The sequence below is a fragment of the Alteromonas sp. KS69 genome, from assembly GCF_003989595.1.
In the GTDB taxonomy this organism is placed as follows: domain Bacteria; phylum Pseudomonadota; class Gammaproteobacteria; order Enterobacterales; family Alteromonadaceae; genus Alteromonas; species Alteromonas naphthalenivorans.
In genome coordinates, this window is the sequence record NZ_PYHU01000004.1 from 25530 (window position 1) to 44869 (window position 19340).

At 44.0% G+C, this 19340-nt stretch carries 19 protein-coding genes; 7 read left to right on the forward strand and 12 right to left on the reverse strand.

Annotation, left to right across the window (positions count from 1 at the left end; all coding sequences use genetic code 11):
- Positions 1-12: 12 nt before the first annotated feature.
- The gene (locus C7Y69_RS02660; RefSeq protein ID WP_126871725.1) at positions 13-732 is read right to left on the reverse strand and encodes an EAL domain-containing protein; all 720 of its coding nucleotides are present in this window, start codon (positions 730-732) and stop codon (positions 13-15) included.
- A gap of 276 nt (positions 733-1008) precedes the next feature.
- Here C7Y69_RS02660 and panP point away from each other — a divergent pair, with 276 nt between their 5' ends.
- On the forward strand, positions 1009-2637 hold the full coding sequence (gene panP, locus C7Y69_RS02665) for a pyridoxal-dependent aspartate 1-decarboxylase PanP (RefSeq protein ID WP_126871726.1): 1629 nt from the start codon (positions 1009-1011) through the stop codon (positions 2635-2637).
- A gap of 199 nt (positions 2638-2836) precedes the next feature.
- On the opposite strand, the gene panC is transcribed toward panP, so the two are convergent.
- From panC to sfsA, 7 genes are all read right to left on the reverse strand, one after another.
- A complete protein-coding gene (gene panC / locus C7Y69_RS02670) occupies positions 2837-3685 on the reverse strand; it encodes a pantoate--beta-alanine ligase (protein WP_013786304.1) in 849 nt (282 codons plus the stop codon).
- A 12-nt stretch (positions 3686-3697) separates the two neighbouring features.
- Positions 3698-4492: a 3-methyl-2-oxobutanoate hydroxymethyltransferase gene (gene panB / locus C7Y69_RS02675; protein ID WP_126871727.1), complete on the reverse strand. Its 795-nt coding sequence runs from the start codon at positions 4490-4492 to the stop codon at positions 3698-3700.
- A 50-nt stretch (positions 4493-4542) separates the two neighbouring features.
- Positions 4543-5040 carry a 2-amino-4-hydroxy-6-hydroxymethyldihydropteridine diphosphokinase gene (folK, locus tag C7Y69_RS02680; RefSeq protein WP_013786302.1) on the reverse strand — a complete coding sequence of 166 codons (498 nt, stop codon included), beginning with the start codon at positions 5038-5040 and terminating at the stop codon, positions 4543-4545.
- Positions 5033-6349, reverse strand: coding sequence for a polynucleotide adenylyltransferase PcnB (gene pcnB / locus C7Y69_RS02685; RefSeq protein WP_013786301.1), 1317 nt, complete (start codon positions 6347-6349; stop codon positions 5033-5035). The genes folK and pcnB overlap by 8 nt, the downstream gene beginning before the upstream one ends.
- A 98-nt stretch (positions 6350-6447) precedes the next feature.
- A complete protein-coding gene (locus tag C7Y69_RS02690) occupies positions 6448-7536 on the reverse strand; it encodes a glutamate--tRNA ligase family protein (RefSeq protein WP_126871728.1) in 1089 nt (362 codons plus the stop codon).
- Between the two features lie 68 nt (positions 7537-7604).
- Complete coding sequence (gene dksA, locus C7Y69_RS02695) at positions 7605-8054, reverse strand: RNA polymerase-binding protein DksA (protein ID WP_013786299.1); 450 nt, start codon at positions 8052-8054, stop codon at positions 7605-7607.
- Positions 8055-8271: 217 nt separating this feature from the next.
- Positions 8272-8973, reverse strand: coding sequence for a DNA/RNA nuclease SfsA (gene sfsA / locus C7Y69_RS02700; protein WP_013786298.1), 702 nt, complete (start codon positions 8971-8973; stop codon positions 8272-8274).
- A 102-nt stretch (positions 8974-9075) separates the two neighbouring features.
- Here sfsA and pepB point away from each other — a divergent pair, with 102 nt between their 5' ends.
- On the forward strand, positions 9076-10377 hold the full coding sequence (gene pepB / locus C7Y69_RS02705) for an aminopeptidase PepB (RefSeq protein ID WP_126871729.1): 1302 nt from the start codon (positions 9076-9078) through the stop codon (positions 10375-10377).
- A gap of 80 nt (positions 10378-10457) precedes the next feature.
- Here pepB and C7Y69_RS02710 read toward each other — a convergent pair whose 3' ends face one another.
- Positions 10458-10640, reverse strand: a complete 183-nt coding sequence (locus tag C7Y69_RS02710) for a MerR family transcriptional regulator (RefSeq protein WP_013786295.1) — start codon at positions 10638-10640, stop codon at positions 10458-10460.
- A gap of 318 nt (positions 10641-10958) precedes the next feature.
- Here C7Y69_RS02710 and C7Y69_RS02715 point away from each other — a divergent pair, with 318 nt between their 5' ends.
- Together C7Y69_RS02715 and C7Y69_RS02720 are read left to right on the forward strand one after the other, a co-directional pair.
- On the forward strand, positions 10959-11561 hold the full coding sequence (locus tag C7Y69_RS02715; RefSeq protein WP_126871730.1) for a YhgN family NAAT transporter: 603 nt from the start codon (positions 10959-10961) through the stop codon (positions 11559-11561).
- Positions 11561-12142, forward strand: a complete 582-nt coding sequence (locus C7Y69_RS02720; RefSeq protein WP_013786293.1) for a YjaG family protein — start codon at positions 11561-11563, stop codon at positions 12140-12142. The genes C7Y69_RS02715 and C7Y69_RS02720 overlap by 1 nt, the downstream gene beginning before the upstream one ends.
- A gap of 51 nt (positions 12143-12193) precedes the next feature.
- On the opposite strand, the gene rsmD is transcribed toward C7Y69_RS02720, so the two are convergent.
- The gene (gene rsmD, locus C7Y69_RS02725; RefSeq protein WP_013786292.1) at positions 12194-12850 is read right to left on the reverse strand and encodes a 16S rRNA (guanine(966)-N(2))-methyltransferase RsmD; all 657 of its coding nucleotides are present in this window, start codon (positions 12848-12850) and stop codon (positions 12194-12196) included.
- A gap of 66 nt (positions 12851-12916) precedes the next feature.
- Between rsmD and ftsY the strand changes: the two genes are divergently transcribed.
- From ftsY to ftsX, 3 genes are read left to right on the forward strand one after another with little or no spacing between them, the layout of a single operon-like run.
- The gene (gene ftsY / locus C7Y69_RS02730) at positions 12917-14485 is read left to right on the forward strand and encodes a signal recognition particle-docking protein FtsY (RefSeq protein WP_126871731.1); all 1569 of its coding nucleotides are present in this window, start codon (positions 12917-12919) and stop codon (positions 14483-14485) included.
- Between the two features lie 46 nt (positions 14486-14531).
- On the forward strand, positions 14532-15221 hold the full coding sequence (gene ftsE, locus C7Y69_RS02735) for a cell division ATP-binding protein FtsE (RefSeq protein WP_013786290.1): 690 nt from the start codon (positions 14532-14534) through the stop codon (positions 15219-15221).
- Positions 15218-16198: a permease-like cell division protein FtsX gene (ftsX, locus tag C7Y69_RS02740; protein WP_013786289.1), complete on the forward strand. Its 981-nt coding sequence runs from the start codon at positions 15218-15220 to the stop codon at positions 16196-16198. Before ftsE ends, ftsX begins: the two co-directional genes overlap by 4 nt.
- A gap of 30 nt (positions 16199-16228) precedes the next feature.
- Here ftsX and C7Y69_RS02745 read toward each other — a convergent pair whose 3' ends face one another.
- Both C7Y69_RS02745 and C7Y69_RS02750 read right to left on the reverse strand, forming a co-directional pair.
- Entirely contained in the window at positions 16229-17470 is a 1242-nt protein-coding gene (locus C7Y69_RS02745; RefSeq protein WP_126871732.1) for an EAL and HDOD domain-containing protein, read from the reverse strand.
- A gap of 139 nt (positions 17471-17609) precedes the next feature.
- Entirely contained in the window at positions 17610-18839 is a 1230-nt protein-coding gene (locus tag C7Y69_RS02750; RefSeq protein ID WP_126871733.1) for an EAL and HDOD domain-containing protein, read from the reverse strand.
- Positions 18840-19340 lie beyond the last annotated feature (501 nt).

Below are 19340 nucleotides of genomic sequence, written 5' to 3' on the forward strand. Positions count from 1 at the left end.
AGCTACCCGCGGCTAGTGATGGGGGGTATTCGGTTGCGGAGGGCTAAAGACATAACCTTGCGCGTACTGAATGGGCAGTTTGTTTACACTTTCAAGCAGTAAATCTGTTTCAATATGTTCTGCTACCACGCTAATAGCGCGCGCTTGGCACAGTTCGAGCAAATTATCGACGTAATCCTGCACCGCTTCGTCTTGTTCATAGTGGCTTATCAAGCCACCGGCTAACTTAATGCCTTTAATCGGCATATTTAATATTGCATTAATGTTGCCGGGGTTTTCACCCACATTATCTAAGAAAACGCCAAGCCCTGCCTCAGCGCTTCTCTCAACAAACGCTTGCATTAACGCTGGGTGGGTTAATGCACTGGCAGCACTTATCTCAATGCTGACTCTTTCTGGGTTTGGGTAATTTGTTAAATGGGAAAGTAGCGTGTCAGCCAGGTTGTCGTTTAGTAAATCTCGCGCGCTTATATTAATACTCCAAGGTACTTGTACATGGCGAAAGTAACGGGCACTTTGGCAGAACATGGCTTCGGTAAGTGCCTTAACGTGTTGCTCCCGTTCAATTAGGTAGAGAAATTCGCTAGGCAAAAAGGTTTTGTCTTCGGCAGTAATTAAACGCGCTAAGCACTCGTAACGCCACACACGCTTCGACCTTAAATCCATGATAGGTTGAAAGTAGGGTACGATATCATTAATAGACACGGTTTTACTTACGGCTCTTATTGGCACATTACAGCCTTTATTTTTATTCGTATGTATAGGCAAAATATAGCACTACCCGTCATAATTTGAGAAGTTTAGGTTACTTCACTGTATTGATAGTGAATTATCACCACAAAATATCTTGTACTGATACACGGTCAAATCATCGGGATACGCTTGGCGAAGTGGGCAATCTGAGGTAAAGTTCGTGACCCTGAAAGTATTATGATTGCTTTCAGCGTAAGCAACGAAGTTGGGTTGTATTTTCTTGAAAAAGAGTCATTTCAAAGTGAGGTCGGTTGAGTGGGTGAAGCGCAAGTTAGTCTAGAGCACTTGTTTAGGGTCTTTACCAAGCCTGAACACAAAGACTCAAAGATGGCTCAAATTGAACAGCATTTATCTGACAATATCTTAGATTTTTTGTCGCAGCACGTTGTTACCAAAAAAACCTCGCTAGAAGAAATTGAGAAAGACTTCTCAGATTCAAAAGTACCTGAATCGCCAGAGTTTGTTTCAACCCATGCTGAAAGCTTACTCGATAAATTGGTTGCCCATTCGGTAAATACCTATTCGCCTACGTTTATTGGTCATATGACCTCAGCGCTTCCCTATTTTCATTTGCCCCTGTCTAAGTTGATGGTGGGGCTTAATCAGAACCTAGTGAAAATAGAAACCTCAAAGGCATTCACGCCACTTGAGCGTCAAGTGCTAGGCATGATGCATAATCTCGTTTATGACGAATCGAAAGACTTCTACGATAGTCACTTACACAGCGCCAAACGCTCTTTAGGCGCCTTTTGTTCTGGTGGAACTATTGCCAATATTACCGCTTTGTGGGTCGCTAGAAATAAGATTTTGGGCCCGCAAGAGGGGTTTGCCGGTGTAGCAAAAGCAGGACTTGCTGCGGCTTATCGTTTCCACGATATTAATCATCTTGGCGTTATGTGTAGTAAGCGTGGGCACTACTCCTTATCAAAAGCGGTGGATGCGTTAGGGTTAGGTCGCGATCAATTATTATCATTACCTGCGCCGAATCAAACTCTCGACCCTGAAAAAGCACTCGCCGCGGGTAAACGTTATCAGGAAGAAGGCAATAAGTTACTGGCCATTGTTGGCGTTGGTGGTACTACGGAAACAGGGCATGTCGACCCGCTTAACGAATTGGCTGACGTAGCCAAAGAATTAGGATGCTGGTTCCATGTGGATGCCGCGTGGGGTGGGGCAACCTTGTTTTCATCGCAATATAAACACCGCTTGAAAGGCATTGAACGTGCTGACTCGGTCACAATTGATGCCCATAAACAAATGTATGTGCCAATGGGCGCAGGTATGGCGCTGTTCAAAAATCCTGAAGATGCCAATGCAGTGCGCCATCATGCACAATACATTCTGCGTGCAGGCTCTAAAGATTTAGGTGCGACTACGCTTGAAGGTTCGCGTAACGGCATGGCCATGATGGTATATTCTGCCATGCATATCTTTGGGCGCAGGGGCTATGAGCTATTAATCGACAGAAGCATCGAAAAAGCAGGCACCTTTGCCGATATGATTGCAAAGCACCCTGACTTTGAACTGACTACGTCACCTACACTCTCATTGCTAACGTATCGAGTTTGTCCCGCTGGCCTGCAAGAAAAGCTTAAACATGCGGATGAAGCCACTAAAGATAAGATTAACGAGAAGCTTGATAGGCTAACTGTAATTGTACAGAAGCAGCAACGGGAGGCAGGGAAGTCTTTTGTCTCTCGTACGCGCTTAGAAGCGCCAGAATACCCCACTAACTGTATTACTGTATTTAGGGTGGTGCTAGCGAACCCACTTACCAGCACACAGGATTTACGTAATATACTTAACGAGCAGCACGTCATTGCTACCGGCACTAAACTTTATAAAGAGTTGGTGAAGATGATAGAGACGATACCTGTTGCCTGATAAATCGGGCTGACTATTTAGGTTATTAGAAAGACGCATTACTAGCAGATAAAAACAGATACAAAAAAAGCCCCCGCATGTGAATACGGGGGCTTTTTTTGTGGTGGTAATTGATAACGTATGGTTTAAAGCGCGTTATCAATACCAGCGCCTATGTCTGAGCTTATACCTATGCTAACACCTATGCCTACACCGATACCTAAACGTGAATTTGGAGGTTATCGATAAGACGGGTGTTACCCAGAAACGCCGCCACTAAAATAACTAAGTGTGCATCGGTTTCTTTCGCAGGCTTTAGACTTTGAGCATTAACAATATGCACATAGTCATTTTTAAAGCCTGAGTCGGTTAGGATGTCTGCGAGGTCTGCCGCTAATGCGACATAGTTTCTTTCGCCTGCTTCTATACGGGCTTTCAGTGATGTCATTTCACTGTAAATAGTAGCCGCAGTATGACGTTGCTCATCAGTTAAATAACCGTTACGCGAGCTTAAGGCTAAGCCAGATACATCACGCTCGGTGGGGATGCCATGAATGGTTACGCCCATAGAAAGGTCGCGCACCATGGTGCGAATAACCTGCAATTGCTGAAAGTCTTTTTCCCCGAAAAAAGCATCATGGGGGTGAACCATATTAAATAATTTGCTCACTACCGTGGCTACACCGCGAAAATGCCCGGGACGACTTGCACCACATAGAATATCCGAAATGTCGGGTACTTCTACTACCGTTTGGTGTTCAACCCCGCCTGGATACATATCGCTAACGCTGGGTAAAAATACTGCATCAACACCCGCTTCAATAAGCTTGGCTTTGTCTTCTTCAATGGTACGTGGGTATGCATCTAAATCTTCATTAGCACCAAATTGCATAGGGTTAACAAAAATACTCACTACCACTCGGGAATTATGTGCCTTGGCGCGTTTAACGAGTTTTAAGTGCCCGTTGTGTAGGTTTCCCATTGTGGGAACAAACCCAACAGTGCTACCACTGAATTTCCATTCAGTAGTTAGTTTTCGTAATGACGCAATGTCGTCAACAACCTTCATATTTAAACCTCGTTACTCAAAGCTGTGCTCAGGGGACGGGAAGGCACCACTTTGTACTTCTGCAATATACTGCTGAACCGCCTTGCGCATATCGCCCGTCTCGGCAAGGTAGTTTTTTGAAAACTTAGGCATGTAGTTGGCACTAATACCAAACATGTCATGCATTACCAGTATCTGGCCATCTGTATCATTTCCAGCGCCAATACCAATTACCGGTATAGTCAATGCTTCGCTTACGGCTTTGCCTAATGAAGACGGTACGCACTCTAGCACGAGTAGCTGAATACCTGCAGCTTCAAGCGCTTTCGCTTCTGCTAGCAGTTTTTCTGCTTTGTCGGCTTCACGGCCCTGTATTTTAAATCCGCCAAAAACGTGGACCGACTGTGGCGTGAGCCCTAAATGACCACATACAGGCACGCCACGCAAATTCAAACCCTGAATGGTTTCGCATAACCAGCTACCGCCTTCCATTTTAATCATGCTCGCACCTGCTGCCATGAGCTTAGCTGCATTCATAAAAGTTTGTTCTGGTGTCGCGTAGGACATAAACGGCATATCTGCTAACACGAAGGCACGTTCGGTACCTTTCCTTACGCTGCGCGTATGGTACTCAATATCTTCGATGGTCACCGGTAAGGTGTCGCTTTCTCCCTGAAGGACCATACCTAGCGAATCGCCAATTAGTAAGGCATCAATACCTTGCTCATCAAACATTTTAGCAAAGCTGGCATCGTAAGCTGTTAGTGAGGTAATTTTTTCGCCGGCTTGCTTCTTCTTAAGCAAACCAGAAACAGTAATTTTCTTCATAGCAACCTTCCAGGGAAAGAGTAATGTGGCGAACTATACGGATTTTGAAGCTAAATGGAAGCGCGCAGGCGTTTAAGGCCATCAAGTGAGCATTTAGCAACCCAGTGAGAGATGGGTTTTCCGTCAGGCATGACCATAGTTTGAGCTATTTCAAAGAGAGGAACTAGCACAAACTCACGTTCAGACATGCCAATATGTGGCACGGTAAGATCAGGCGTAGAAATTGTTTGGCTACCGTAAAGTAAAATGTCCAAATCGAGCGTTCTTGCGCCCCATCGCTGCCCTTTACGTTCTCGACCAAAATCGTGTTCGGTACGCTGTAATGCACTTAGCAATTTATCTGGCGCTAGCGTAGTTTCAATTAGCGATACCGCGTTAATGTAATCCGGTTGGTCTTGCGGACCCATAGGCTTACTAGAATACAGTGATGAGCACGTAAGCACGCGAGTACCTTCAAGTAGACCCAGCGCAATAAAGGCGTCTTCAACATGTTGAACAGGGTCGCCTAGGTTGCTGCCAATACCAATATAAACGTGCTCTTTATGCATCAGTATTTCTCGATGCTGGACGGCGTTTACGCTTTCTTGGTTTGGGGCCATCACCTTCTTGGCGACGTAAGTCGTTTAACATTTTCTTTTGCTTACCAGGTTCGCCGTGCTGAAAATGCGTCCACCACTGGGCTAGCTCCAATAGGGCTCCGCCTTCAACTTGCCCGCGAACTAATAGAAAATCGTAACCGGCACGAAATTTAGGGTGGGTTAACAGCTGAAAGGCACGACGGCCAAAACGCTTAGGAAGGCGTTGCTGTAAAATCCAAATGTCTCGAATGACTGTGGAAAAACGCTTAGGGATCATAATGCGCTGGGTTTGCTTCGCAATCACTTCAGTTGATGCAAGGTTGAAAGCATCGTGGGCGCTTAGGCCAGACTCTGCCTGCATAATTTGCGCGCGTTCTTCTAACGGATACCAAAGTAATGCGGCATACAAAAATGCGGGTGTTACCCGTTGATCGTTATTAATTCTTTCATCAGTGTTTTGCAGTACTTTTCGTACAAACTGCATTTCACGGCTGTTTTCGTCTTCGATAAACGGCGCAAGTTGCGGGAATAAAGGTGCAATTAAGCCGTATTCTCGCAGCATCAAAAAGGTTTTCTCACCTTGACCAGATAAGAACAGCTTTAAGGTTTCTTCGAATAGTCGAGCGGCCGGAATATTATTTAGCAAGCTTGCGAGCTGCTTGATTGGTGCAGCAGTGTCGTCGCTTATACGCATTGAAAGCTTAGTCGCAAAACGCACGGCGCGAAGCATTCGAACTGGATCTTCACGATAACGAACTTCAGGGTCGCCAATTAAACGTACTTCACGCTTTTCAATTGCCTCTAGGCCATTCGCAAAGTCTTTTACCGTGAAATCAGCCACACTGTAGTACATGGCATTAAATGTGAAATCGCGGCGCTCGGCATCTTCTTCAATACTGCCAAAAACATTATCTCTGACCAGTTGCCCATGGGCATCTCGTTTCGACACTGCTTTGTTCTTCGGTACTTCTTTGGCCTCAGGCTCTTCGCTGTGATGGCCACGAAAAGTGGCTACTTCTATTACTTCACGACCAAATACAATGTGAGCGAGTCTGAAACGACGGCCAATTAAACGGCAATTTCTAAATAGCCCCTTAATTTGTTCCGGTGTGGCATTGGTGGCCACATCAAAGTCCTTTGGCTCATGTCCCATCAAAATATCGCGAACACAACCTCCGACCAAATAGGACTCGAAGCCTGCTCCGTTAAGGCGATACATGACTTTCAACGCATTAGGGCTCACGTCTTCGCGAGAGATGCCGTGCTCCCCACGAGTCATAACACGAGGCTCTAGTACATTGTCAGCGGTATGTTCCTTAGTAAAGGCTCGCTTAACAGAATTGAAAACACGATGAATGATGGTGAAGTCTCCGAAGGTTATAAAGGATGGCTATAATAAGTGGATTCGTGCTCGCCCACAATAATTTCGGCTATTTTAGGTACTAATTTCCTATCCCAGCGCGATATTGCCATAGTAAGCAGTTGTGTGGCATTTTCAAATTCGTTCGCGTGATAGTCACCTTGGCCTAAAAAAGACAGGCCATTAACGATATTTTCCAGCACATTCTTGTTGTTAATGGGGGCAGCATGATTTTGTTTACTCAACTTTCGCCCTGGCGTCACAGCCGCAACCGGAATATGCCCATATTGTGGCACATTGCAGCCTAATGAACGATAAATAGCGCGTTGGAGCGGGGTGACATTTAAAAGGTCGCTGCCTCTAATAATGTCTGTTACACCCTGATATTCATCGTCTAATGCTACTACAAAGTTATAGGCGAAAAGCCCATCGCTGCGTTTAATCACAACATCTTCTGGTGCTGCGCTTAATGGTGATACTTCGCCAGCGCTTATTGAGCCATCGTCGCTTCTGCTACTGCTTTTGTCTCTGTGTTGTTCCGCTTCGGCAAAGCTAGATGAAGTTAAATCAGTGGATGTTGAATGGGCTTTAGATATTGCCCCTGTTTTATCGACCCTGCCCATAATACCGTCATCGAAGGCACTTAAGTGGCAATCGAGTTTTAAACGAATTGCTAAGCCTCGGGTATTTGGCGCTGATTCGGACACTGCCTGAGCGGTTAGGCCTAGTTCTCGACAATAGTGATTATCGTGCCCGCCATTTGCTTTTATTTGCTTGCGAGTACAGGCACAAAAGTAGGCTGAGTTGTCTGCTAGCAGGCTATCAAGTTTTGCCTGATACCTTGCATGCTGCTGTTGTTGATATAAAACGGGACCATCCCAGTGAAGGCCATGGCATTCAAGAGTATGCAAAATATCGCTATCGACACCAGGTAAACATCGAGGTGCGTCAATGTCTTCCATTCTAACTAACCATTGCCCGTTAAAATAACGTGCATCGAGGTAGCTAGCGAGCGCGGTAACTAAAGAGCCGAAATGAAGTTGCCCTGACGGCGAAGGCGCGAAGCGGCCGACATATAGAGGTGAGGAGTCGATTTTAGAAGGCATTAATAGAAATACTGTTACACACCCCTATAGTAAACACTAAGAGGCGTGTAACTTACTACGAAGGTTTATTAACCCTGTAGTTGCTTTTCTTTGATTTCTGCCATGGTCTTACAGTCGATACATAAATCGGCGGTAGGACGAGCTTCTAAGCGACGAATACCGATTTCAATGCCACATTGGTCACAAAAACCAAAGTCATCTTCTTCAATACGCTTAAGCGTCTTCTCAATCTTCTTGATCAATTTACGTTCGCGGTCGCGAGTTCGTAATTCAAGACTGAACTCTTCTTCTTGCGCAGCGCGGTCTACCGGGTCTGGAAAGTTTGCTGCTTCGTCTTTCATGTGCGTAACGGTGCGGTCAACTTCTTCACGAAGTTGGTTGCGCCATGCTTTAAGCAGTAAACGGAAGTGCTCCATTTGCGGCTCGCCCATGTACTCTTCGTCAGCGGTAGCCTGGTACGGCTGCAATCCTGCTAGTGCTAATAGCCCTAGGGATTTTGTCTCTTTTCCTGTTGGCATCTGCCACATCTCCTACACTACGACATCCATCTTGTCCTGAATGAATCGATTAACTAAATCAAAGCCGTTCATTACAAGCAATTGCTCGTGTCTATGTAATTATTATGCTGATGATATTGATTATAAGTCAGCACTGTTACTAGTTTACGTATTTCACGTTCTTCCAGTAAAACAAGGCGCAAATATGAAGGCGAAATGAAAAAAATCAACCTATTTTTCACACGTTTACTGGTAGTGTTTGATTTATAACTATTTTTTGTTCATCAATTGAACAGCTTGCTGCGAGGAACTTAACTCCTGATGCGACCGCGGTATTTACGGCGTCGGCGTAAACAGGATCAATATCTCGCGCTACTTGTACAGAATGCACTCCCGTATGCTGAACACAAAATAATAAGCAGGTACTTATACCTTGTTGAGAGAGTTCTGCAAGTTCTAAACAATGTTTTGCACCTCTGGCGGTTACCGCATCAGGAAAATATCCTTGGTTTCCCCGCGCCAGAGTGACAGATTTCACTTCAACATACTCAAGAGCGTCATCTTGACCGCAGGCAAAGTCGAAACGACTATTACCGCCAGGCGGTGTTACTTCAGCTTTCCAATGATTAATATCAGAAAATGCAGACAAGACCTTGTTATTTAGTGCCTCTGCCACCAATTTATTAGCATTGTGAGTATTAATGCCAATGAAATCGCCTTCGAAGGTTTGGGCAAGCTCCCAAGTATATTTTAACTTTCGCTTAGGATTGTCTGACTCGCTCAAATAGACGGTGTAGCCGGGTTCGGCGCATCCTGTCATCGCCCCCGTATTAGGGCAATGTGCAGTCACTATTGAGCCGTCTTCAAGTTCTACGTCGGCAAGAAACCGTTTATAGCGTTTAATTAAGGTGCCACGTAGTAGTGATGGCGAAAAAAACATAACAATTGGCCTATAACGACATGAATTTACATGCATTGCGTTGCTAGAACTAAACATCTACCCCAGCAATGAAACGCAAAAATATATAAGGATTAAAACGTAATGGCAGAATTTACCGTAAGCTTATCCTCAGATAAAGCCAATAGTGCGTGGGGAGAAAATACTAAGCTCTCTTTTGCTGAAAATGGTGCAGTGATCCATCTATCTGATGGTGATAGCAGCCAGGCTGGAAAGAATGAACGTACCATTCAGCAAGTGGCGCGTAAGCTTGATGGGTTAAATATTCCCGAAGTGGCCTTAACAGGCGAGTGGACCAAAGAGCAACAATGGGCTTTCGCGTTAAGTTTTACCCGAGCGCGCAATCCTTCAACTATCAAATGGGCAGACAACGACGACAAGCAGTGGCTAGAGCAAAACTACGCTGCTTTACTATTTACTCGTCAGTTAGTGAACGATACGCCTGAAGATTTAAGCCCTGAAACCCTAGCTCAGCGTGCAGCAGTTTGGTTGTCTGAATTAGGTAAAGAGCATGTGTCTTATACCATGACAGTGGGTGAAGAATTAAAAGATGCTGGTTGGACAGGTATTTATAACGTGGGCAGAGGCAGTGAACGCCCGCCTGTGATGTTAGAGCTAGACTACAACCCAACGGGTGATCCTGATGCCCCTGTTGAAGCGGTTCTGGTTGGAAAAGGTATAACCTTCGACAGTGGTGGTTACAGCATTAAATCAAGTGAAGGTATGCTTGATATGAAATGCGATATGGGCGGCGCCGCTACCGTAACCGGTGCACTAGGCTTGGCCATTAGCCAAGGCATTAGTAAGCGTTTAAAGCTCATTTTATGCTGTGCAGAAAACCTAATTAGTGGGCATGCTTATAAATTGGGTGATGTACTTACCTATAAAAATGGTGTGACTGTTGAAGTCGTTAATACCGATGCGGAAGGACGTTTGGTATTGGCTGATGGGTTAATGGCAGCAACCGAAACGGGCGCGCCATTAATTATTGATGCAGCCACATTAACCGGGGCAGCAGTGGTGGCGCTAGGTTCTGATTACCACGCAGTATTTTCAATGGATGACCATGCCCGTTCGCAAATGCTAGCGGCGGCGACTGCTGAAAACGAACGTTTTTGGCCTCTACCGATTGAATCGTTTCATGCCGATCGTTGCCCATCTGCCTTTGCAGATACCGCAAACAGCCGACCAATGAAAGGCGGCGGTGGCGGCGGTGCCTCTAATGCGGCAGGCTTTTTATCACGGTTTGTAAACCCCGAAGGAAAAGGTTGGGTGCACTTAGATTTAGCGGCGGCTTATCATGGCGGCGCAACAGCAGAAATGCCAGTAGGTGCAACAGCCAAAGGAATTCGAAGCATTGCAAGAATGCTTCAAGACTTTAAATAAGTCGTAAACGGATGTCGCCACCCTAAGGTGGCGACATCACTTAATTCAGTTTATCTGTTCAGATAAATATTTGCGGGCAGTTAAATACCGCCTAAGCGCTCAGCAAGCACTTTGTAGCGCTCTACATCTGCGCTATCAAACAAGGCATTACCGTCAGTGTCTTTTTCTTTTGCCACCAATAGGCTTTCTCTTTCTAAGCGTTCTACTCTTACTTCCTGAACACCTAAATAGGCCGCTACTTCTTTTACAGTCATCAAACTCATTCTGCTGGTTCCCAACGTTATTTTTTAAATTTACTCTCGTTGTAAGCGCCGCTACCGCTGCGATACCTCGGTGCGCTCAATTATTGATGTACATAGTAATAATAAAATGACTCAATACAGAATTATGAGAATAGCTCAATTTTAAAGCTTTGCACTAGATGTATTTTTGTCCGTAACGTTTTCAAAGCGTTATAGTTAATATTTAAGCCTAAAATTGACAAATTACGAATGCTTTTTTGTACAATGCAGAAAATGATAGATATAAAAAGTATTCTTGCAGTCGGTGATACCCAGCAAGTTATTGGAGAATAAGAAAAAATGGATACTTGGTCAGCAGCCGTCATGTTATTCTTGATCATGGATCCTCTTGGCAATTTGCCTGTGTTCATGTCGGTTTTAAAGTTAATAGAGCCCCGAAGACGGCAAATGATTCTTATCAGAGAGTTACTGTTTGCTTTAGGAATTTTATTTTTATTCCTATTTAGTGGCCAGTCGGTATTAAATTTCCTCAATGTTGAACAAGAAACGGTTAGCATTGCTGGTGGTATTATCTTATTTTTGATTGCGCTTAAAATGATTTTTCCGTCAGCGGGTAACCCTAGCGGGCTCGCCGTTGGCGAAGAGCCGTTCTTGGTGCCGCTGGCTATTCCAATGATTGCAGGGCCCTCAACATTAGCGGCTCTCATTCTTCTGGCAAACCAAAACCCAGATCGTATGTCTGACTGGGCACTTGCGCTTGGCGCCGCATGGTTAATAAGTGCAGTAATTTTGATGTTTTCAAATGTGTTTCATAAGCTATTAGGCGAACGTGGTCTTATTGCTATGGAACGATTAATGGGGATGATCCTCGTCATGATAGCCATTCAAATGCTTCTTGATGGTGCTACTCAATACTTTATGCATGCCACCGGAGCTAATTAATGGCAAAGCAAAAACTTAATACATTTGGGCGTGTGCGCATGCTTGAAGGATACAAAGCAGTTGCGTTTAGCGCAGCCTTGCTTGAACGAATGATCCCTAATTACGAGCTGTTCTGTGACGTTACCGAATTTGGTGATAAAGAAGGTATTCGTAATTGTCTCAATCTTGTATGGGAGTCGGTTAAAGCACCTAAAAGTAAGTTCAATCTTGCAGTACAACTTGAAAAAGTGGAAGTGGCGACGCCCGATACTAGCGATTTTGATACCTATGGCGTGTATCCCGCGATTGATGCCGCAATTGGGTTGGCCGCTGTGCTTAATCTTATTGCCGGCGACGACCCACAAGGTGCGGTAGTTGTTAGTAAGCTTTCTCAAGGTAGCGTAGAAGCTTACTTGTTAGAAAGCGGCGAAGCCGATGATGAAACCGTAAAAGAGCACCCACTTATGGTGTTTGAAGTAGAAGTGCAAGAAGCATTGCTTGACTGTGTTGAAGCTGGAAAGTCACCTGCTAGCACGGCTGATGCGCTAAAAGCGATTGCGTTAGAAGAAGGTATTTCGAATATCGGTCTCGATTTGGCTTAATGTTCTCGTAGTAAGGGCTTAACGCGTTTATCGTGAGACAATGCAGTTTTATCACACAGCCTTTATCAAATAATAGCAAAGCGCCGATGTGCGCTTTTCTTTTATAATTTGCCAGTGGTCCGGCAGGGAAATAGGCGCGAGGTTCGCTTCGTGCTCTACGTATAACACACCGTCGTTTGACAATAAGTTATTAGTGGCAATAGCCGATAACGTTGGTGCTACCAACCCTTTGTGAAAAGGCGGATCGACAAACATTATATCGAAGCTTTTACCTGAAAAGGTAGGGAGTATTGCTAAGGCATCGCCCTGATGGACGCTAGCAGTTTGTGCATTATTAGCCGTCAATAACGCCAAATTCTTTTTTAACTGTGCACTTGCCGATTTATCTAATTCAATAAAATCACAAGAAAGGGCATAGCGTGACAGCGCTTCTAATCCCAAGCCCCCCGAGCCTGCAAATACATCTAAGCACTTTGCTTCATTCAAATAAGGCATAAGCCAATTGAATAAGGTTTCTTTATTTCGGTCGGTGGTGGGGCGTAAACCTTCTGCGTCGAGAACCGGTAGCTTTCTTCCCCGCCATTGACCGCTGATAATGCGAATATGTCCGCCTTTCGCTTTTGCGTGGGTAGAATAGGATTTTTTTGCAGTTGAAGATGCCCTGAGTGGGCGAGAAACTCGCTTCATAGTCGCTGACAATGGTATCATGGGGTTATTCAATATTCGGCAAGTGTAGCCGAAATTGCCCAGTATTTATAAGGATTTGTCTTAACAATGTCGAAACTTTTTGGCTGGTTCGGTAAGAACAAAAAAGCAAATAAGCAAAAAGCACAGGAAAACCAAGATCAAAAGTCAGTTGATCAAAACGCAGTTTTACCTGATGAATCACAAACTTCAGACGCCGAGCAGCCACCTAGCACTGCCGCGCCAGTGGTCAAAGACACTGCCGCGCCAGTGGTCAAAGACACTGCCGGTAGTGACCTATCGGAAGATGCCAATAGCGCTTCAATAGACCCTGCCCAGAGCGATTTAGCTGAAAGCGCAGCACCAGTAGCAAATGAGCCGGTGTCAGTACCTGTCGAGAAAGAAGACGCTGCGCCAGTGGGCGTGGTTCCTGACAAGTTAGATGCAGTTGAAATAGCCGATGAAGCTAGTTCGCCAGCGTCAGTAAATGATGGTGAAAATGCCGAGAAATCGCTTGAAACGCCATTTCAAGAACTTGAATCAAAGCAAGAAAGTGAAGCGCCTGCTGTTGAATTTCCAATTCAAACAGCTAGCGTTTTAGAAGCAGAAGCAGAAGCAGAAGCAGAAGCAGAAGCAGAAGCAGCCGACATTGCTAACGAGCCCGTTGTGGAAACTGCACCTGTAGTTGAGGCAGCACCAGCTCCAAAAGAGAAAAAATCACTATTCTCGCGCCTTAAAGAAAGCTTGTCTCGCACTAAAGCAAACTTAGGTAGCGGCCTAGTTAGCCTTTTCAAAGGCAAGGCAATTGATGATGAATTATACGAAGATTTAGAAACCCAATTATTGGTTGCTGATGTGGGAATGGATACCACGCAAAAAATCATTACCCACTTAACGGATAGTGCAAGCCGTAAAGATCTTAAAGACGCAGAAGCCTTGCTTGATATCCTGAAACAGCAAATGGCGGGCATGCTCTCGAAGGTTAACGAACCGCTGAGCGATGCCATTAACGCCCACAATAGCGATGAAGGCCCCTTCGTTATTCTCATGGTTGGTGTAAATGGGGTAGGTAAAACTACCACCATCGGTAAATTAGCTAAGCAGTTCCAGCAGCAGGGCAAAAAAGTAATGCTGGCAGCGGGTGATACCTTTAGGGCTGCTGCTGTAGAGCAATTGCAGGTATGGGGTGAGCGAAACAGTATTCCAGTTATTGCACAGCATACGGGCGCAGATAGTGCGTCAGTACTTTACGATGCGCTAGAAGCTGCAAAATCCCGCAAAACAGATATTCTTATCGCCGATACTGCAGGTCGCTTGCAGAACAAAGACAACTTGATGGAAGAGCTTGAGAAAGTGGTTCGCGTAATGAAAAAGCTGAACCCTAATGCCCCTCACGAAGTCATGCTTACCCTTGATGCGGGTACAGGGCAAAATGCTATTAGCCAAGCGAAGTTATTCAATCAAGCGGTTGGCTTAACTGGTATTACCCTTACCAAACTAGACGGTACCGCAAAAGGTGGTGTTATCTTCTCAATTGCGGATAAATTTGGTATACCTATCAGATATATAGGGGTTGGTGAAGGTATTGATGACTTACGCCAGTTCGACGGTCAAGAATTTATTGATGCGCTATTTAGCGAAATTGATAGCGGCGAGTAGACAGCATTAATAGCTAATTACGGGAATAGGGTAGTAGGGAACATGCATGATAAAGTTTGAGCAAGTAAGCAAAACCTACCCCGGTGGACAACGGGCGTTGAGTAAAGTCGATTTTCACATCGCCCCTGGAGAAATGGCTTTTCTTACCGGCCACTCTGGCGCAGGGAAAAGCACGCTGCTTAAACTTATCAGTATTATGGAACGCCCTACAGTAGGTCGTGTACTGATAAACGGTCATGACCTCAATGCTATTAGCCGAAGAGATATTGCCTACATTCGTCGCGATATAGGCATGATTTTCCAGAGCCATCAATTGTTGATGGACAAGTCGGTTTTCGACAATGTGGCGCTTCCACTTGTGATAGAAGGGTACACCCACAAAGAAATTGGCAAGCGTGTCGATGCCGCACTAGAAATGGTAGGGTTACGAGATAAAAGCCGCAACTTACCCATTATGTTATCAGGCGGCGAACAACAACGGGTTGGTATAGCACGCGCTGTTGTTAACAAGCCTCCCTTACTTCTTGCCGACGAGCCTACCGGAAACCTTGACCCGAAACTTTCTATGGAAATTATTCGCTTGTTTGAAGATTTCAACCAAGCCGGTGTATCTGTGTTCATCGCTACCCATGATTTAGGGCTAATTGCCCGAATGAAATATCGCACACTCACTTTAAAAGACGGCCAAATGATTACCGACGGGCTAACTGATGACTTAAATGGGAACTGGCAATGAGTATTCTATTTAAAGGTAGAAGCCAAGGCGCGTCGTCTAGGAAAATAGGGTTTGTACAATCTATTGTGATGTTCTTCGTAAGCCATATAAGGCAAGCCCTTTCAAGCTTAGGCGAATTATGGCGTCAGCCCGCGGCTTCACTGATGACTATTGGTGTGTTGGGCTTAAGTATTACCCTTCCTAGCACGCTTTACATTATGGTTAAAAATACCGAGAAAATTACCGCCGGGTGGGAACAAGCCTCAGAGATTTCTTTATTTTTGAAACCCGATATATCAGCCGCCAGTTCACAGCAATTGGTTGCTAGGTTAAATACTTGGGAAGAAATTGATTCTGTGGTGTTTATACCTGCAGATGATGCGTTAAAAGAGTTTCAGCATTTATCAGGGTTAGGAGATGCTATTGCGTATTTGCAAAGTAACCCGCTACCCGATGTTGTGTTAGTGACCCCCATTGATAAGCATGCCACACCGAATGCCGCTAAAACACTGCTCGATAAGCTAAAGCAGCAGCGTGAGGTTGATATAGGTAAGTTAGATATAGAATGGTTGGAGCGCTTGTATGCGGTTATTGATATTGCCAGCGACCTTGTCACCTTTATTGGCATTTTATTGTTCTTCGCTGTGGTGCTGATTATAGGTAACACTATTCGACTGAACATTCTTAATAAGCATGATGAAATAGTAGTGATGAAGCTAGTAGGGGCAACCGATGCCTTTATTCATCGTCCATTTCTATATACCGGTTTTTGGTACGGCTTACTAGGTGGGCTTATGGCTTGGTTTGCCGTTATAATAATTCTATGGTGGATGGATAGCAGTATTCAAACCTTTGCTGCTATGTATCAAAAAGACTTTAATATTACGGGCCTAACGGGAACGGCGTTATTAACGATGTTGGGGCTATCTATTACATTAGGGTTGCTTGGGTCGCTTATTTCAGTACAGCGTCATGTACGACAAATAGAACCCAAATAAGCGTTATCTTACTGTTTAGCTTTGATAGGCTTAGCTTTGAACAGGGGCGCGAGGGAAGTGCGTAGAAATAGCGCTTCTCACACCGTTACCCCACACAATGGCTTGATTGTAAAGGATATGAAGTTGCTTTTGATCGATATCCAGTACTTTTGCTTGTTTAATCACATTCATCCACAGCGCTCCTTCAAAAGCGCGTACTAGGCCCATGTAGCTGTTGAATTCTGCTGTCTTTCCTAAGATGGCGTCATTTATTTCTTCTGATAGCGGGAGTTGTTTAAGCACATCATCTATAGACTGATCTAATAACGCATCCAACAATGAAAATAACCCCACTAAAAAGCCGATAGGCGGGTTCGCTTTTAAGCCACGCTTTGCCGACAATAAATCGAAAAACTTGGCCCTAACCAAAGACATATGAATAATCTCTAACGGCTTATCATCACCTAAGTTGGTGAGGCTGAGTAGCGCGATAAACTTCTTCACCTCCACTTCACCCATATAATTAAGGGCGTGTTTAAGTGAGGTTATTTTATGGCGCTTATTAATCAGTGGGTTATTGATAAACTTAAGCAATAGGTAGCTTAGTGCAGCATCACGCTCAACAATTTGGCTCACTTTATCAATATCAAAATTATCGTTTGAGCACTCGCCGATAAGGTCGACGATGTTCATTTTAGAAGCCGGCAATTGGCGAAGTATGCGTGCTTCTGGCTGGGCAAAGAAATAGCCTTGGAAGAAATCAAACCCAAGATCCATGCTGGTCGCAAATTGGTCTTGCGTATCTACTTGTTCAGCTATGAGTTCAACGTTGGCATCTAGGAATCTTGGAATATTTTTCTCTATGTTTTCGAAACGAATTTGCGAGAGATCTACTTTTACGATATCAACAAGGGGTAGAATTTCATGCTTAGCACTAAGCATCATAGGGTCGTCAATAGCAATACGAAAGCCAAGGCGCTTTATGTGCTGACAAGCTTCTAACAAGCCCGTTTGAGCAAAAGGGTTGTCAGCCAATTCAACCACAACCGATTCTGGGTTCAGTGTGGTAGGGAAGCGAGAAATAATGGTTTCAGAGGAAAAGTTAATAAAAGAGGTCTTTTCACCGCTAATGTCATCTAGCCCTAATGGATGAAAGTGTTCAGAAATATATTGCGCTTTTTCAGGAGAGTGCTCGGGGTACGCGCCAGCCTTGCCATCTCGAAACAAAAGTTCGTAAGCAAATACATCCTTTGTTTTATCCAAAATCGGTTGGCGAGCGATAAATGCGAACATACAAGTTCCCTACTGGCACGTTGAACAATTATCAACGAATATTACTGTAATTTGCACCACCATAACATGCATTTACGAAAATCGCGTTAATTTGCGCATTACATTATGCAAGTCATATTAGTGAACGTACATTCCTGAATTACTTTTTCTCTACCTGCGCTGAAACATGTACGTGGTGAGCCCATTTCATCGCTTCATTATAGTAGCCATGAAGCAGAGTTTGCTGAATTTTGTATTTACCAGAAAACTTCTTAATACCTGCCCAGTTCGCCCGTTCAAAATACTTCGCTAAGGTAAGACAGTCTTTCAATACGCCAGGCTCACCACAAAGCGCGTCTTTTACATTATCGCTAATAGGTACCTTACTAACCAATTCGTCGATGTGTTGTTCCATCATGGCATCAAGCATAGATAAAAGACCGGTTAAAAAGCCGGTAAGTGGATTTTCGCTTTCTTTAAAAGAGATAAACACAAGCTCACAAAATTTTGCCCGTACAAGGGCCATCTGCATCAATTCTTGAGGCTGACCGTCATTTAAATTAGCCAATGCAAGTAACGCGATAAACTTCTTAACTTCAACTTCGCCCATAAAGTTAAGCGCATGCTTGAGGGATGTAATTTTATTTCGCTTATTAATAAGGGGATTATTGATGAAGCGTAATAGCAAATAGGTGAGGGATGGATCGCGCTCAATAATTCGATTTACTTGATCAAAATTTAGCTTGGGTTGGCTACTTAACGTGAGTAGTTCCATCATGGTAAGCGCGCTAGGGCCTAATTTGCGATGACGTACAATTTCTGGTTTAGCTAGGAAGTAACCTTGAAAATAGTCGAAACCCATTTCCTTAAACTTGTGAAATTCTTCGTAGGTTTCGATTTTTTCGGCCACAAGTTCGATATTGTGCGATTTGAAGCGTTTAACTAATGAGGGAATAGTTTCGTGAGCAATTTCAGTAATGTCTATTTTAACAATACTGGTAAAAGGAACGAAAGCGTCCCACTTATCTTCCATATCATAGTCATCAAGTGCAATGGGGTAACCTAACCCTCGTATGTGCTTGCATGCGGCAATAAGCGCGTCATCTACCTCAACGGTTTCAACAATCTCAATAACCACTTTACTTGCGTCTAATGAGGTAGGAAATCGGTACATCAAGGTATCGCGGTGAAAATTAATAAATGCTTTTTTATCACCTGTTATTTCTTCAATACCTAAGCTTAAATGCGTAGACGTTAAAATTTTTGAGGTCGCCTCATCGGGCGGAATATCTGGAAAGCAATTGTCTTCCCCTATTCGGAAAAGTAATTCGTAAGCGTAAACGTTCCTATTTACGTCGAATATGGGTTGTCTTGCTACGTATGCGAACATCGAGTGCCTCTTTGCTCTCGCCGCGTAAAAACGCGATTGAAGTCGGTAAAAAAATGAAAGTTTTTATTATTATTTTGTTATTTATTTTATTTTGTTATTTATTATAGCGCCGAGCGCTTTTAAGGCATAAATTTTATATCTCATTGTAAGTAAAAAAGCGATGCTAGCAATCGAAAAATTGTAATAGTCTGCGTATTCGAGAGCGGGTAAAGTAGTTTTGTTGATATATAACAAAAATACGACCGAATTTAAGTTTGATATAACTTTTTGAAAGATGAATGGCATGTTTTATATACATTTTGAATGTATAATGGGCATATACCGTGAATATCTGCTTCGATAAGCTGTTTCCTCTGGGTTCGCACTTATGTTTCTTTGAAGCTTCCGGTGATATTTATTGAGCGTTGTAGCGTAATGATAAATTCGTTTTGCAATGTTTGAGAAATTTGGAAAGAGATAGACACTAATTGAACTGTTTTTTGCAATTGTGGTCTTGATCTT